Source organism: Bhargavaea cecembensis DSE10 (assembly GCF_000348905.1).
GTDB lineage: Bacteria > Bacillota > Bacilli > Bacillales_A > Planococcaceae > Bhargavaea > Bhargavaea cecembensis.
Genome location: NZ_AOFT01000023.1, coordinates 1 through 15,449 on the forward strand (window position 1 = coordinate 1; position 15,449 = coordinate 15,449).

Here is a 15,449-nt window from a genome sequence, read left to right on the forward strand (position 1 = left end):
TTTCGTGTATAATCCGGCTTCAAGTTGCTCGGGTCCGTCCTGAATGGAAGGCCATGCGTTTCCAGGTACTCCATGACTTCCCTTCTTTCACTTAAAAGAAACGGCCGGATGAGAAGTCCTTTCCCGAATTTCCGGGATGCCGGGATGCCGGGTGCACCGTCCGCCGTGCCCCGGGCCAGCCGCATCAGCACGGTCTCCAGCACATCGTCGGCATGGTGTGCCGTCGCGAGCACCCCATATTCCTTATGCCCCATGACTTCGGCGAAGTACCGGTACCGCTCCGTCCGGCAGACATCCTGGACATTGCCCCCCTCCTGCCGCACAATCTCTCCGACAGGAATCGCCGTTCCATGGAAAGGCACGCCAAGCCCTGCGCACATGGCGCGGACAAAGCGTGCGTCTTCCGCCGACTCTTCACCGCGAAGCATATGATCGACATGTGCCGCCCCGACCGTGAAGCCGCCGGCTGCTCCGAGGCGTTTCATGACATGGAGGAGGGCGACGGAATCAGGGCCGCCCGAGCAGGCGACGAGCACGCGGCTGCCTTCCGGGATCCATCCATGATCCCGGATCAGATCTGCCGCCTGCCTTTCCAGTTCTTCCGTCATCTGCATCCCTCCTCCTGTTTCCTTTCATCTTACCACCGTTTCCTTCCCGGTAACCGTCGAATACGGCGTGAATATTGACCATTTCTGGACCGTATGCTCGATCTTGATGACAATCACCGTCCTGTCATCCGACGGCAGCCGGAATTTGCGGCCCATCTCCTGCATGATATAATCCGCCATCCCGTCCGTCCCGAGGTCTTCGCAGCGCGACAGCACCGCGCCCAGCATGCGCTCCTGCTGCTCAGGGGCGACAGAAGGTGAAAACATCCCGTCCGTCATCATGACGATCACATCGCCCGCCTTCAGGCCATGGCGCTTCGCGTCCACCGAGAAAGATGGCAGGAAGCCGAACGGCACCGCGGCGCTCTCAAGCTTGAACAGTTTCCCGCCCCGGCTGATGTAGGTCGACATCGAACCGGCCTTGTATGACCAGAGCCGGCCGTCCTGCAGGTCGATCAGCGCCAGGTCGACCGTCGCGTACATGTCATCCCCGCCCTTGAGCGACATGACATAATGAAGCGTGTGCATGGCCGTTTCCGGATCCATCCGCCGGTTCAGGCACTCCCTCATGAGCCGAATCACTTTCCGGCTTTCACGATATGCCTGCGCATCCGAGCCCATGCCGTCTGACAGGATCACCGCGGCAAGGCCGTCATGCAGGTGGAACACTTCGTGGGAGTCGCCGGCATGGAATGTGCCGTCCTTGGAAGATGACACGACCGAATAGTCCATCGTGAAGCGGACGGCGGAGACGAACGTCACCTGGAGATGCGGGAACGGGTCCTCCAGGAACACCGACTTCTCCACCTCGAACGGCTCGCCGTACATCTCGTTCAGGACCGGCATGATGAGCCGCTCCGCGACCATTCGCTCCGTCTCCCATTCGCTTTTGCGATCCGGCATCGAGCAGACAATCTTGCGCGCACCGCGCTCCTCCGACAGGATGTCCACCTGGAAATGCGGGATTTCCAGTTTGTGCAGACGTGCGGAGAGCTCCTCTTCTTCCGGGCGGAACGTCTTGATCTCTTCTTTCATATTCATCATCATGTCGTTCAGGTGGCGGCTCATGTCGCGGAGCTGAAGCGCAAGCATCTTCCGCCCGTGATGAAGCTGATTGTTCAGGACCGCCTGGGAATAGTCCTCCTCAAGTTCCTGCATCAGTCCCGTGGAACGCACACACTTGTACCCGATCCGCTCCTCCATCCTGATTCTCGGGCCCCGTTTCGGCGAAGCCTGGGCTTTCATCCATTCATCCAGGAGCGGTGCGATGCCGTCCTCGGGATCCGCCCAGCACTTTTCGTAGCGGAAACACGATTGGCAGATGGACGGCGGACGGCGCTGCCCCTCGTCTTCCCTGCTGCCGTTGTGATCGCTTACAAGCTGCGACATGAAGTGTGCAAACTGATGGAAATCATGCAGCTGGCTGTCCATCTTCTCTTCGAGCCAGACTCTCCGGCGCTCAGACTGAACGGTGCGGTCCGGATTCACCCGGCTGCGCACAAACGCAAGCGAGCGGCTCGGGATGCAGAGGAACAGCAGCGTGGCGAGCGCCATCGACATAAAGTGGACGTCATCAAGCGGCAAGGTCTCGTCATACATATAGAAGAACACCGATGCGAGCGGCGCGGCTGCGGCGATGCCGAGCTTGCCGGCCTTCGCCGCGATCCCCGCACAAAAGCCGGTCAGTGCATAAAGCGCGATCATGCCGCTGAACTCAAGATCGGACACGCTGACGATCGTCCCGATCACCGTCGCCGCGGCCGTCCCCGCTGCCAGCCCCCCGACCGACACCGAGAACAGCACGGCGAGGTGGATCAGCACGGCCGGAAGCGAGAACTGTCCGTAGATGATCCCGCCCATTCCCGTGATCATGATCGCGCCGACCAGGAAAGCGGCCCCCGCCCGCTCCGCCGTCCACCGCTCATGCAGGAACTTGTGCGCCTGTGTAAACACCGCAAACAGGAACACCGCCATAAATGCCGTCAGCAGGGCTTCACAGGCGATGAGGAACCATACATCGCCTGCCACCTGGCCGCCGTAGGACGCCATCTGCCAGACCGACTGGATCGCCAAAACGACAAGACCGAGCGTCACCGGCACCGACTTCCTGAAGACGCGGAAACGGATGATCGAATGGAACAGCAGGATCTGAAGGACGTGGATCGCCAGCTGCCCCGGTCCGAGCATCAGGCTTCCGAGCCCCCCGCCGATGATGACGAACGGCAGGTAGTTCCGGTATCGGATCGCCGCCAGCGCCCACACCGGCAATAGGAAAGGCACCGCAGCCTCGAACAGCACCGCCCTTGAAAGGAAAAACGAAGCTGCCAGGAAAAACAGCGAGAATCCGATCTTCACCTTGCGCCTGGACACAGCATCCGCCCAGCGCCTGAATGGCATGCCTGCATTTTGCCATGCCTCATTCCCCAATAATCTCATGATTCGATTCCCCCTCGTCTTTGAATCAAGTGTCCTGAGTATACCGGGGCGATTCACGGAAGTTTGTCTGTTCCTGGCAACCCGCCCGGAGAAACTTTCGACGGAATCAGCCTCTTTTTTGGAATCTTCCGGATAAGCGGAACATGGCGGCAAATCGGCGAATCCTGCGGCAGATTTTTTAAAGCACCGGATTAGAAAAGGATTGACACCGGCTGTAATGCTCTGTATGATATGGAAGTGTCGCAAACACGGCGGTGTAGCTCAGCTGGCTAGAGCGTACGGTTCATACCCGTAAGGTCGGGGGTTCGATCCCCTCCGCCGCCATATGTAAACCGGCCCTTCCCAAAACGGGAAGGGCCGGTTTTTTCATGTCCGGATGCGCCGCCCGCCTTGTTTCATGCGGAACATTGACGGATAGTGGCGGGCCAGGGGATTTCATCCGGGGGAATTCCGCCTTTTCACCCATGCAAGTCAGCGCCTTTCTCTAAGCTGATGGATGACGGCAATAAAAAGCGGCCTGCCGGATTGGATCCGACAGGCCGCCGAAGCGGTCCCGGGCTGTTCCCGGGCATCTATATCAGAGATTTTTTTCGATCGAAGCAGTCAGCAAGTCAGCCTCTTCTCGCACCCCGGCCGCCGCGCTTGGATTCAGTCGCGCGCTTGAGGGTGGACAAACGGTCTTCACTGTCTTTCAGGAACCGTGCCATCTTCTGCTCGAAGTTTTCTTTTCCTCCGCGTCCATGGTCGCTGCCGCCACGGTTGCCGCCGCTGCGCGGGCGGTATGGGCGCTCCGGACGCTGAGGACGCTCGGATTCCGGCTTCGCCTTCCGGATTGACAGGCCGATTTTCCCGTCATTGCCGACATTCATCACTTTAACTTCTACGGTATCTCCGACCTTGAGCAAATCATTGATGTCCTTGACGTAGTGGTCTGCAACCTCACTGATGTGGACCAGGCCAGTCTTCCCGTTAGGCAGCTCAACGAATGCCCCGAAGTTGGTGATTCCTGTTACTTTTCCCTGTACCTTGCTGCCGACTTCAATTGACATAAAAAAAATGCTCCTCCTTAAAGATTAAGCGGGCTGTTCAGACAGCCATGCATACATATTCCGGGTCTTGACAGACCAAGTCCCTTGACCTAATTATAACCAACAATCAAAGAGTGTCAATGAATCGGCCGTTTTTCTTGGACTGGGCGGAGTTTCAGAGGATCCTTTCCTCATCCGCATCCCCATTAAAAACAGCAGCGGCTCCTCCGGTCAATCCCGGGCCGCTGCTGTCCCCCATTTATAGAAGACGGTTTACTCCTCGGAGTCGCCGTCTTTTTTCTCTTTGTCTTTGTCTTTTTTCTCCTCGTCCGGGAGCGTGAAGATGATTTCGCCTTCCTCTGACAGGAGGTATTCCTTCCTGGCGAGCTTGGCGATGTATTCCGGGTCGTCAAGTTTTTCGAGCTCAAGTTCCAGGGCCGCGCCTTCTTCCTGGAGTTTCTCCAGTTCCGCCAAAGCGGCTTTTTTCTCTTCCTGCTTGGCTGCGATGGCCTGGTTCTTTTCGACGAGCGACCAGGCCATCCACCCGAACGTCAGCGCCGCGATGACGGCAAAGACGGCGAGTCTCCGGTAGAGCCGGACTTTCCGCGCTTTCTTGATCTGTTCCTTGCGTTCCCGGGCCCGGACATACTCGGTCTGGATCGGTGTGACGGGCCCATGACTGTTTGCCTGCCTGCTTTTCTGTTCCATCCTCGGTCCCCCTGCCTGCGTCGGAGCGCATGATTCATCCATTATACCTCATGCGGACCTCTTTTTTAAGGGGCGGCCGGGGAACTTGCGGCGAACTTTTCTTGACAGATTCCCCGCTTTTCTGCGGATCGCCCGTATCGGTTTTTGGAAGGGGCGCAGCAGCAGCCGGACCAGAAAGAGAATCAGGCGGACCGGAATATTGACAATGAAGGCCACCGTCCTCCAGATGAGCCCGAGCAGGAACAGGACCGGCCGGATGACCAGCGCGGCAATCAGTCTCCCCGCAAACCGGAACGGCCGGTGGAGCGCAGATTCGTAGAGAAGCACACCGACCAGCTGGGCAAGCAGGTCATAGAGCCTCCATTCACCCGAGCGCACGGCGAACAGGACAGAAAACGCGAACAACCCCAAAAGCGGCCACGCCATCAGCTCGATGGCGGTGCCGGCCCGGGTGCCGCCTCCCGCCGTCCGGATCATGTCGATGACGGCAGCGGCGAGGATGCCTGTCCCGACCATGGCCAGCAGGCTGAGCAGCTGATGGGAAACGATCATCCGAATAACTTAGTAAGGATATTCCTTGAATGACCGTCTTCATCTTCGTACTGGAGCACTTTTACGGTCCCCTCGAGGGTGAGGAGGCCCTTGTCCACATCGAGATGGACGATCCGGAGCCCGTCTCCCCGGATCTGGAGCTGCCCCTGCGAGGTCCGCACGATAAACTCTTCCTGGTCAAATCGATCGATCGCCTTTACCGACGTCAGGTCCATCCTTTTGCGGTTTCGGAGCGACACGTGGTGGTCGCCGGATGGAATCTGGTAGGCGGTGCCCGGATTGTCCGTCTGTTCGATCTGCATCTGTTCGTTCCCCCTTTTCGCTTGTCCTTGTCCGTTCAACGCATTGTATGAGCGGAAGCGGGGAAACATGACCGGGAGGAAGGCAAGAGAAAAACGACCCGGGCGCTGGGAACGCTCCGGGCCGTTTTCTGTCAGTCCTCGTCGTCGATGAATTCAGGTTCGACTTTGTCGAGTTTTTCTTCTTTCAGGATGGTGAACATATTGCCGGCTTCGTCTTTTTTGACGGAGTCCTTCAGCATGTCCACACGGGCGGTGACGAGCTTCTGGCCAAATCGGATGGCAAGCTCGTCGCCTTCTTTGACAACGCTTGATGCTTTGGCCTTTTTGCCGTTTACCGTAATGCGGCCCTGGTCCGCGACTTCCTTTGCGAGCGTGCGCCGCTTGATCAGGCGGGACACTTTCAGGAATTTATCGAGTCTCACTTACATCCTCTCCAATCGTTTCGCTTCGTCCCAGAACGCGTCGAGCTCGTCGAGCGTGTAGGCTTCAAAACGGCCCCGGCCTTCCCGGACCCGTTCTTCGACATGGGAAAAGCGCCTTCTGAACTTGCGGTTGGCGCCGGCCATCGCCTCTTCTGGCGACACCTTATAATAACGGGCGAGGTTGACGAGCGTGAAGAGCACGTCGCCGAACTCGTCGGTCCGCTCGCCTTCTCCCCCATTCTCTGCTGCACGGCAGAATTCCTCCCATTCCTCTTCGAACTTCTCCCAGGCGCCTTCCGCGTCCGGCCAGGTGAATCCGTGCCTTGCGGCTTCCTTCTGGTAGTTGTACGACGTGAGGAGCGAGGAGGCGTAGCGCTCCTGCCCGTCCAGGACCGAGCCGGACATTCCGCCCTTTTCCTGTTCCTTGATCGCCTGCCAGTTGCTCACGACGGCATCGGAGTCCGCGGCATCGGCATCGCCGAACACATGCGGGTGCCGGCGGATCATTTTTTCCGCGACCGCCTCAAGCACATCCTCCATCTGGAAGTAGCCGTCGTCCTCGCCGATCTGGGCATGGAGGAACACCTGGAGAAGCACGTCGCCCAGCTCGCCGATGATGGCGTCATCGTCCCCGTCATCGATTGCCTGGACGAGCTCATGCGCTTCCTCGATCATGTATTTCCGGAGCGACTCATGGGTCTGTTCGCGGTCCCACGGGCAGCCGTCCGGGCTTCTCAGGATGCGGATGATCTCCCGGAAGGCGTCCCATTCCTTCAGCCGCTCTTCAAGGCGGGCGGCAGGCGGGACGTAGACCGTCATGAGGTTGCTCGTCTCCACCGTACGGTCCAGCTCATAAAGCGGGACGGTGACGAGCTTTTCTTCAGACGAGCCGGCTGCCGTGACAATCGTCACCGGATGGTCGTCCGGGTACTTTTCCATGAGCGTCAGCTTCACGTCTGAGGCGCTGAACGTGTCATACACCTGCGCAATCAGGACGTGCTGGTTCATCTTCACGTCGTCACGGTGCATCTCCGTGCCGTCAAGCAGCTGGAAGCCGTCGATCGGGTCGATCCGGAGCGCATTGAATACCGGATCGAGGAAGCTCTGGCCGCCTTCGATATGAAGGCTGACCCTTTCTTCCCGCTCTGCTTCGACAAGGTGCTGGACGGTCTGTTCGGCAACGAGCGGGTGGCCGGGCACGGCGTACACGACCGGTTCGTTTTCAGCCATCGCCAGGAGCGCATCCGCGATTTCGCGGTAGACGGGAGGAAAGGTGTCATGCTTTTCGTAGACGTCATCGAACGTACGGAACCGGATGCCTTCCGCCTCCAGCTCTGCGATGACGGGATGGTCCTCGGTCCGGACATGGACGAGGCCGGCATTTTTCAGCTGCCGGTAGACGCCGAGCGGCAGCCCGTCGAGGCCCGACGCCCCGAGGCCGATCACGGTGATTTCATTCATGGGATCACTTCCTATTGGATTTGTTCATTATCAGCTGCAGGGCGGCAAGCCTGCGCCCGAACGGGATCAGGTACCATTCCCTCTCCGACAAAACGCGCGATCTCGCGATGACGGCGAGGAACACAGCCGCGCCGATCGCGACGCCGGTCAATGCGGTAAGTGTTGCGCCGATCCGTGCAGGGAACGCGTCAAACAGCCAGATGTCGGCCAGGAGCATCCACGGGATGAGGACGGCCGACATCAACAGGGACGCCGCCGCGATCATCCGGTAAAACCGGCCTCCGGCCAGACGCACCGGCCATACTTTCTTGAAGTAGACCAGAATCCCCGCACCGGCAACGGCAAATCCGGCAACCCCCGCAATCGCGGCGCCGAGGATGCCCGCCTGCGGGACGAGCAGCCAGTTGGCCCCCGCCTTCACGGCAAGGCCCAGCAGGAGCAGGAGCGCCGGCACTTTCACCCGGCCCAGCCCCTGAAGCACCGCCATGATCGGCAGGATCAGCGACAGCTCGAATATCTGGATGCAGAACACCATGATGGCGGCGGATCCGCTCCTGGTCTCGAACAGCATTTCATTGACATAGGGCAGGACGAGGATCAGTCCGAGCGCAGCTGCCCAGCCAAATAAAAAGGCGAGCCGCCAGGACAGCCGGATAAACGGATCCGCCGTCCGGCCCTTTCGTTTCGCCGTGTGGGCCGCGACAAGCGGCACGATCGACAGCGACAGCGTCGAGGCGAGTAAAATGCCCATCTGGACAAGCGGCTGGCCGCGGTCATAGACGCCCTTTGCTTCCATCGCCGTCTCCCGCTCCATCGATTCCGCCATCAGGTTAAACACCGTGAATGAGTCGACCAGCTGGAAGAAAAGCAGAATCAGCGAGCTCAGGCTCGCAGCAAGGCTGATTGCCGTCAGTTCCTTCACGACGGGCCAGGCGCGGACGGATGCCGAGCGGTCCCTGATGTCCGGGCGGCCCGTCCACTTCCTGAACAGGACGAGCAGGAGAAGAACGCCCGCCGCCTCGCCCGCGACCGCGCCCCACATCGCCATCTGCCCCGCCATGTAAAGCGAGGCGCCGGCCGCGACGACGATAAGCGTGCCCGCCAGGATGACCGTCACACGGACGGCCTGCTCGGCCACCTGGGCGCCCGCGACAGGCGCCATGCGCCCTTCCGACTGGTAGACACCCTTCAGCAGGGCAAGCAGCGGCATGAACAAAATGACAAGCGAGCCGGCGCGGAGGAGCGGGGCCAGCTGCCGGTCGCCCATCCATCCGGTGATCCTATCCGCCCCCAAAAACAGCAGGAGGAAGCTTGCGCCGGACACCACGGCCAGGCAGGCCAGCGCAATCCTCATGACGGCGCCGCTTTCCGACCGGTCCCGGTCGGCCATCACCTTCGAGACGGCGACCGCAAATCCCGCAGACGTCCACACCGTGATGATACCGATGAACGGGTATACCTGCTGGTAGATATAAAACCCCTTGTCGCCGACCAGGTTCTGGAACGGGATGCGGTAGACCGCGCTCAGGATCTTGACGATGATGCCGGCAGCGGCAAGGAGCGCCGCGCCTCTCATGAAGGTCTTCATGTTCCACTGCTGCTGCATGCTTCAGGCTTCCTTTTTTCCAAGAATATCCCCATTATAGCACGCCGGACAAACGTGCCGGAACGTGGCCGGATTGCCGGGCGCTTCACAGCTCACCGTGAGTGCCGTGAAATTCCGGGAGAGTGCTTTCAATCTGATGTTAAGTGCTTCAAAAATTGGGGGGAGTGCTTGATAACCCCGGAACAAGCCCCGGAATTCCAAGTAAAACTATGCAAAAGAGCCGCCGCCCCGCCGGATGTCTCCGGCAAGTGCGGCGGCCCTCCGGCCACTCTATACGTTCGTATCGTTGTTGGCGATTACGGCTCCATCTGCTTGGCGAGGAAGTGGGCTGCAGTTTCCGCCGCCTTCACTTCCGGATCACCGATAAAATGGACTTTCGAAAGCAGGTAGACGGCGCCGATCGGGTCGCCGCCCGAAACGATCGGGCAGATGCATGATGACTTGATCTGTTCGGTGACGCCGGGCACCCATTCCAGGGACTTTTCGTTTTTCTCCGTGACGATCGAGCGTCCGAGCATGATCTCCTCCAGCTCACCGGAGATCCGCTTGCCCAGATAATCCTTTTTCGGGAGGCCGGCTGCCGCGATCATTTCATCACGGTCGCTGATGAGCGCCGGTGTCCCCAATGTTTCGTACAGCGTTTCTGCATATTCCTGGGCAAAGCTGCCCAGCTCGCTGATCGGGGAATACTTTTTCAGGATGACTTCCCCGTCCCGGTCAGTGAAGATTTCAAGCGGATCGCCTTCCCGGATGCGCATGGTGCGCCGGATTTCTTTCGGGATGACAATACGGCCGAGGTCGTCGATCCGTCTGACGATACCTGTTGCTCTCATTCGTGATGCCTCGCTTTCGACGTTCGGATAGTTCTGCGCGCGCTTAGTATGCATCACGATTAGCCAATTTATGCAATCCCGCCCTGCCGGCAGGTCATACTTCCTGTTTTTTCGCATCCGGCAAAATTTTCATGACGCCTTCCAGCACATCAAACAGCGTCTTTTTGCCGGTTTTCGATCCGTCTACCGTGAGTAGCAGCCGTCCGTCCTCCACGTGGAAGCCGACCGCCCGGCCGTACTGGAGCGTGTCCTCCATGATCTTCGCACCGTCCGCCTGCTGCGTCCCCGCCTCGGTGAACGAGATGATCACCCGGTCTCCCTGCTGCTTGATCGACTCGACGCCGGCCTCACGCGCCCACACTTTCATCAGGGCGACCTTCAGGAGCTGCTCGGCTTCCAGGGGCAGGTCGCCGAAGCGGTCCGCCATCTCGTCGACCAGCTCCGAATAATCTTCCTCGGTCGCGACCGCCTTGACGCGCTTGTACATCTGGATTTTCTGGAAGCCGTCGGGGATGAAGCTGTCCGGGAAGTACGCATCGGTGTGGAGCGTCACTTCGACATCCGGCACTTCCTCTTCCTTGCCGTTGCCGCGCTTTTCCTCGATGGCTTCTTCGAGCATCTTCGAATACATGTCGAACCCGACCGAATCGATAAAGCCGTGCTGCTGGGCACCGAGCAGGTTCCCCGCGCCCCGGATCGACAGGTCCCGCATCGCAATCTTGAAGCCGGATCCGAGCTCGGTGAATTCCTTGATCGCCTGCAGGCGGTTTTCCGCCACATCGGTCAGGACCTTGTTGCGCTGGTAGAGAAAGTACGCATAGGCGACGCGGTTCGAACGTCCGACCCGTCCCCTCAGCTGATACAGCTGGGCGAGGCCCATCCGGTCGGCGTCATGGACGATGAGCGTGTTGACGTTCGGGATGTCGACACCCGTCTCGATGATCGTTGTCGTGACGAGGACGTCGTACTCCCCTTCCAGAAAAGCGAGGATGACGGCTTCAAGTTCCGTCTCGGACATGCGGCCGTGGGCGGTCGCGATGCGGGCCTCCGGCACGAGCATCTGGATCTCCTCCGCCTTGCGCGCCATGTCCTCGACCCTGTTATAGAGATAAAACACCTGGCCGCCGCGAGCCATTTCGCGCTCAATCGCCTCCCGGACGAGCGGGCCGCTGAATTCCATGACATAGGTCTGGACCGGGAACCGGTTTGCGGGAGGCGTTTCGAGGACGGACAGGTCGCGAACGCCGATCATCGACATGTGGAGCGTGCGCGGGATCGGGGTCGCCGTCAGCGTCAGGACGTCGACGTTCGCCTTCATCTGCTTGATGCGTTCTTTGTGCGTGACGCCGAAGCGCTGCTCCTCGTCGACGATGAGCAGGCCGAGGTCGCGGTATTCCACATCCTTCGAGAGGAGACGGTGCGTGCCGACGACGACGTCGACCGTGCCGTCCTTTAGGCCCTTGACCGTTTCCTGGTGCTCTTTTCTCGTGCCGAACCGGCTCAGCATCCGGACCTCGACCGGGTAGCCGGCAAAGCGTTCCTTCATCGTTTCGAAATGCTGCTGGGCAAGGATCGTCGTCGGGACGAGGAAGGCCACCTGCTTGCCGTCGCCGACCGCCTTGAAGGCGGCCCTGATTGCAACTTCAGTTTTGCCGTAGCCGACATCGCCGCACAGAAGCCGGTCCATCGGGCGTTCGCGCTCCATGTCGCGCTTGATCTCTTCAATCGACCGGAGCTGGTCGTCGGTCTCGTCATACGGGAACGACGCTTCGAACGAATGCATCAGGTCGTCGTCAGGCGAGAATGCAAAGCCTTTTTCCGCCTCGCGCTTGGCATACAGCTTGATCAGGTCGTCGGCGATGTCCTTGACCGCCTTGGACACCTTGCTTTTCGTTTTTTTCCATTCGGTGCCGCCGAGTTTATGGATTTTCGGTTCCCTGTCCTCGGACCCGACGTATTTCTGGATCTGGTCGATCTGGTCGATCGGCACATATAGCTTGTCGTCGCCGCGGTAGCTGATGTGCAGGTAATCCTTGTGCGTGCCGCCCACGTCAAGCGTTTCGATGCCGATGTACTTTCCGATGCCGTGCTGGATATGGACGACATAGTCACCCGGCTTGATCTCCGAGTAGCTTTTGATCCGCTCCGCGTTCGACAGCTTCTGGGGACGTGCTTTTCTGCGGGACCGCTGCTTGAAGAGTTCGCTGTCCGTCACGACGGCGATCTGGCGGAGCGGCAGTTCGAATCCGTCCGACAGGTCCCCCTCGATCACATGGATGCCGGAGCCCGGGACGGTGCCTTCTTCCGGAATGTCCGCCTCCATGCCGTAGTCGCCGAGGATGGAGCGGACTTTCTCCGCCCTCTCCCGGTCTCCCGCAAGCAGGAGCACCGTAAACCCGCCTGCCTGCCAGCGTTCAGCCTCCGACTTCAGGAGGTTCATCTGGCCGTGGAACTGCTGCATCGGCTTGCAGGAGATCTGGACGGTGTCCTTCAGGACAAGTCCCGGCAGTGAACGCGAGAACAGGGACAGGTACACTTTCTTCTGTCCGGCCATCGCGTCGATCTCCTTGAACGTGTGGCTGAGCCGCGCGTCGTGGACCAGCTTCCCGGAGGCGATCATTTCGGTATGCCATTCGCCCTCCTGCCGCTCCAGCGACTCGGCCACTTCGATGATCCGGCCGGCCTCGTTATAGAACAGGATGCCCTCTTCAGGGAAATAGTCACCCAGAAATGCCGTTTCGCCTGCCAATGAAGCATACTTCATGACGCCTTCGGGAATTTCCCCGTCCTTCATGAGGGCGATGTCCGCGCCGATGTTCTCGAGGAGCGCCTCGCGCGCCGCTTCGTCGCTCACCTTTTTGAGGCTTGCGGCAAGTGACGCTTCAAGCCGATCGGCTGTGACGGCAAGCCGTTCCGCCGGCCAGCTGAATTCATGGGCCGGAAGGATCCGCACGGTGTCCAGGCGGCCCGTGGAGCGCTGGTCATCCGCCGAGAAGGTTCGGATGGAATCGATTTCGGTATCAAACAGCTCAAACCGGACAGGCTCCTCCAGGTCGAGCGGATAAATATCAAGGATGCCGCCCCTGAGCGAGAACTCGCCCGGGGAGGTGACCATCGGCTGGCGGGAGAACCCCATGGCGACGAGGCTCGCCGCCCAGTCCGCGGGATCGATCTCATCACCCAGCTCCGCAGAAAGTGCGGCGTTTTTCCAGTCGGCCGGTGCCGGGAGCAGTTTGCGGAGCCCGGCAATCGGCGTGACAAAGATACCGGTGCCGTTCCGCATGAGGTGATCCAGCGCCTCGATGCGCTGCGCCCGGAGTTCCGGGCTCGCGACTGACAGCTCGGCCGCCGTCAGTTCGTCCGCCGGGTAAAGGCGGACCGATTCCTCTCCCGAGAGCCTGGCAAGGTCCTCGTACGTGCGCTGCGCCTGCAGCATATTCGGCTCGACGACGAGAACGGGCCGGCCCGTCTCCCTTGCGGCCAATGCAAACAGGGCGGCACGCGCGCCGCCCGCCAGGCCCGTGACCAGCTGCCGGTCGCGGCCTTCCTTCAGATCGCCGAGGAGGTCCGCAATCTCCCCTCCCCCGGCCAGTACATCGAGTAACTCTTCCATGGGTTCCATCCTTTCAAAAAAGAAGCATTCTATATCTGTCAGATTCCCTCCATGAGGGAAGATTAGTCCGATTTAACGCGCAGCATGGCGCCGGTTCCCGAACGCAGAAAAAGCCTTGGACACCCGGGGTGCCAAAGCAACGGCATCATTGCAGCCATTTCTGCAGGGAATAATAGTCGGGAAACCGGTCAAGTGACTGCTCACAATCTTTGCAGATGCACTGGACGGTCGCGTCCCCGTCTTCCCCTTCCAGGATGAATTCCTCCGCTTCCTCTTCACCGAGCCGGAGCAGCGTCCTCGCTTCGTCGGCAGAGCCGAACGGAAGCCGGCCGATTTCCGTTTCACAGTGGCGGCAACGGTACCGGATCGCCATGCTGCGCCCCCTTCCTTTCCCATCAGTATAGACAAGAGCAGAGGAGGCTATGCCTCACTTGGCGTTGAATTCATTCATGACATCGATGAACGGGTGCCGGAGGGCTGCCTCGCAGGCATCTGCCGCGCGTTCCGCGGCTTCCCTCATGTCCGGCGCCTCTTCATCTGTGAACCTTCCGAGGACCCAATCCGTCACGGCCATCGGAACATCCGGCCGGCCGATGCCGATCCGGATGCGGTCAAAGTCGCGAGTTCCGATGTGCTGGATGATCGACTTCATCCCGTTGTGGCCGCCCGGACTGCCCTTCTGGCGGAGACGCAGCTTGCCCGGAGGCAGATCGAGGTCATCATAGATGACGATCAGGTCCTCTTCCGGCACTTCGAAATAGTCCATCATCGGGCGGACACATTCCCCCGAAAGGTTCATGTACGTTAGCGGCTTGACGAGCAGCGCCTTGCCTTCAGGGCGATGCACCGTCGCATACATGCCGTTGAATTTGGTCTGGTTGAGCGGGGCGTTCCATCGGTCCGCCAGCACATCGATGGCGTGGAAACCGATATTGTGGCGGGTCTGTTCGTACTGCCTGCCCGGATTGCCGAGCCCGACGATAAGTTTCATGGACATCTTCCTCTTGGCAATGATGCTTCCCATTTTACCACGATTCAGACATGCGGGCAGGCAAAAAGGATTGCCCGCGGCCGGGCAATCCTCTTTCTGCTGTTATTCGGTTTCCTGAGGGGCTTCGTCCGGGCCATTGCCGGCTTCCGCATCCGGTGCAGCTTCCGGATCGGCCGCTCCCTCTTCCGCATCGGAATCTGCCTGTTCCGTGCGAGGCGCAGTGATCGTGACAAGCACTTTCTCGTCCTCATCGACGACATTCACGCCCCATTTCGACTTGATATCGCCCACCGTAAGGGTGTCTCCGACTGCCATTTCGGAAACGTCGACTTCGAGCGACTCCGGCATGTCGGAAGGCTTGGCCGAAACGTTGACGGTCCAGAACGGCTGGCTGAGGACGCCGCCCTCTTTGACGCCCGGCGCCACTTCATCCCCTGTGAGGGTGATGTTCACTTCCGCCTCCATCTCGGTGTTCATGTCAATGGCGAGAAAATCCGCATGCCTGAACTCGCCTTTCATTACGTCCATCTGATAATCATGGAGCACCGCATTGACTTTTTTGCCTTCAACCTCCAGCTGGAACACGGCGTTGCGGCCCTCATCGCGGAGTGTCATGAACAGTTCATTCTCGCGGACCGCAACCGGTACGCTATCCAATTCATAACCGTATACCACTGCCGGCACATATCCGCCGTTCCGGAGTTCCGTCAGTGTGGAACGTCCGGATTTTTCCCGTCTTTCTGCTTTGATTGTAGTCGCCATCTGCAGTCACCATCCATATAGTTTTGTCGTCATGCATAGTGTTTACCCGAATAGTTTGATATTAAACATCGGAGATTCAGGCCATGCATCCGGACCGAAGTTGTCCCGGAAAGGATTCCGCGGCGGC

At 59.6% G+C, this 15,449-nt stretch carries 14 protein-coding genes and 1 tRNA gene; 1 reads left to right on the plus strand and 14 read right to left on the minus strand.

Going from position 1 to position 15,449, the window contains the following annotated elements; genetic code table 11:
* Positions 1-608: tRNA lysidine(34) synthetase TilS (tilS, locus tag C772_RS14595; protein ID WP_081607197.1), on the minus strand; the 608-nt coding region annotated here is incomplete at its 3' end.
* Positions 609-632: 24 nt separating this feature from the next.
* Entirely contained in the window at positions 633-3,044 is a 2,412-nt protein-coding gene (locus C772_RS14600) for a SpoIIE family protein phosphatase (protein WP_008301222.1), read from the minus strand.
* Between the two features lie 250 nt (positions 3,045-3,294).
* Between C772_RS14600 and C772_RS14605 the strand changes: the two genes are divergently transcribed.
* Positions 3,295-3,368: transfer RNA gene (locus C772_RS14605), tRNA-Met, on the plus strand.
* Between the two features lie 287 nt (positions 3,369-3,655).
* On the opposite strand, the gene C772_RS14610 is transcribed toward C772_RS14605, so the two are convergent.
* The 12 genes from C772_RS14610 to C772_RS14665 all read right to left on the minus strand — a co-directional run bounded on the left by C772_RS14610 (position 3,656) and on the right by C772_RS14665 (position 15,322).
* Positions 3,656-4,093, minus strand: a complete 438-nt coding sequence (locus C772_RS14610) for a S1 domain-containing RNA-binding protein (protein ID WP_008301223.1) — start codon at positions 4,091-4,093, stop codon at positions 3,656-3,658.
* A gap of 252 nt (positions 4,094-4,345) precedes the next feature.
* A complete protein-coding gene (locus tag C772_RS14615) occupies positions 4,346-4,780 on the minus strand; it encodes an FtsB family cell division protein (RefSeq protein ID WP_008301227.1) in 435 nt (144 codons plus the stop codon).
* Between the two features lie 48 nt (positions 4,781-4,828).
* Positions 4,829-5,332, minus strand: a complete 504-nt coding sequence (yabQ, locus tag C772_RS14620; protein WP_008301232.1) for a spore cortex biosynthesis protein YabQ — start codon at positions 5,330-5,332, stop codon at positions 4,829-4,831.
* Complete coding sequence (gene yabP / locus C772_RS14625) at positions 5,329-5,634, minus strand: sporulation protein YabP (protein ID WP_008301233.1); 306 nt, start codon at positions 5,632-5,634, stop codon at positions 5,329-5,331. Before yabP ends, yabQ begins: the two co-directional genes overlap by 4 nt.
* Positions 5,635-5,765: 131 nt before the next feature.
* Positions 5,766-6,056: an RNA-binding S4 domain-containing protein gene (locus tag C772_RS14630; protein WP_008301234.1), complete on the minus strand. Its 291-nt coding sequence runs from the start codon at positions 6,054-6,056 to the stop codon at positions 5,766-5,768.
* Entirely contained in the window at positions 6,057-7,517 is a 1,461-nt protein-coding gene (gene yabN / locus C772_RS14635) for a bifunctional methyltransferase/pyrophosphohydrolase YabN (protein WP_008301235.1), read from the minus strand. It abuts the gene before it with no gap.
* A 4-nt stretch (positions 7,518-7,521) separates the two neighbouring features.
* Positions 7,522-9,123, minus strand: a complete 1,602-nt coding sequence (locus C772_RS14640) for a putative polysaccharide biosynthesis protein (RefSeq protein WP_008301236.1) — start codon at positions 9,121-9,123, stop codon at positions 7,522-7,524.
* A gap of 296 nt (positions 9,124-9,419) precedes the next feature.
* Positions 9,420-9,956, minus strand: a complete 537-nt coding sequence (gene spoVT / locus C772_RS14645; RefSeq protein ID WP_008301238.1) for a stage V sporulation protein T — start codon at positions 9,954-9,956, stop codon at positions 9,420-9,422.
* Positions 9,957-10,050: 94 nt separating this feature from the next.
* Positions 10,051-13,569 carry a transcription-repair coupling factor gene (gene mfd / locus C772_RS14650; RefSeq protein WP_008301239.1) on the minus strand — a complete coding sequence of 1,173 codons (3,519 nt, stop codon included), beginning with the start codon at positions 13,567-13,569 and terminating at the stop codon, positions 10,051-10,053.
* 145 nt (positions 13,570-13,714) lie between these two features.
* Entirely contained in the window at positions 13,715-13,942 is a 228-nt protein-coding gene (locus tag C772_RS14655) for an anti-sigma-F factor Fin (RefSeq protein ID WP_008301240.1), read from the minus strand.
* Positions 13,943-13,996: 54 nt separating this feature from the next.
* Positions 13,997-14,560, minus strand: coding sequence for an aminoacyl-tRNA hydrolase (pth, locus tag C772_RS14660; protein ID WP_008301241.1), 564 nt, complete (start codon positions 14,558-14,560; stop codon positions 13,997-13,999).
* A 102-nt stretch (positions 14,561-14,662) separates the two neighbouring features.
* Positions 14,663-15,322: a 50S ribosomal protein L25/general stress protein Ctc gene (locus C772_RS14665; RefSeq protein WP_008301246.1), complete on the minus strand. Its 660-nt coding sequence runs from the start codon at positions 15,320-15,322 to the stop codon at positions 14,663-14,665.
* Positions 15,323-15,449 lie beyond the last annotated feature (127 nt).

Coding starts and splice junctions, on each gene's coding strand:
- C772_RS14615 (WP_008301227.1), bottom strand. CDS start 4,780: ATGGAACAGAAAAGCAGGCAGGCAAACAGTCATGGGCCCGTCACACCG.
- yabN (WP_008301235.1), bottom strand. CDS start 7,517: ATGAATGAAATCACCGTGATCGGCCTCGGGGCGTCGGGCCTCGACGGG.
- C772_RS14655 (WP_008301240.1), bottom strand. CDS start 13,942: ATGGCGATCCGGTACCGTTGCCGCCACTGTGAAACGGAAATCGGCCGG.
- yabQ (WP_008301232.1), bottom strand. CDS start 5,332: ATGATCGTTTCCCATCAGCTGCTCAGCCTGCTGGCCATGGTCGGGACA.
- C772_RS14600 (WP_008301222.1), bottom strand. CDS start 3,044: ATGAGATTATTGGGGAATGAGGCATGGCAAAATGCAGGCATGCCATTC.
- mfd (WP_008301239.1), bottom strand. CDS start 13,569: ATGGAAGAGTTACTCGATGTACTGGCCGGGGGAGGGGAGATTGCGGAC.
- C772_RS14640 (WP_008301236.1), bottom strand. CDS start 9,123: ATGCAGCAGCAGTGGAACATGAAGACCTTCATGAGAGGCGCGGCGCTC.
- C772_RS14610 (WP_008301223.1), bottom strand. CDS start 4,093: ATGTCAATTGAAGTCGGCAGCAAGGTACAGGGAAAAGTAACAGGAATC.
- C772_RS14665 (WP_008301246.1), bottom strand. CDS start 15,322: ATGGCGACTACAATCAAAGCAGAAAGACGGGAAAAATCCGGACGTTCC.
- yabP (WP_008301233.1), bottom strand. CDS start 5,634: ATGCAGATCGAACAGACGGACAATCCGGGCACCGCCTACCAGATTCCA.
- pth (WP_008301241.1), bottom strand. CDS start 14,560: ATGAAACTTATCGTCGGGCTCGGCAATCCGGGCAGGCAGTACGAACAG.
- spoVT (WP_008301238.1), bottom strand. CDS start 9,956: ATGAGAGCAACAGGTATCGTCAGACGGATCGACGACCTCGGCCGTATT.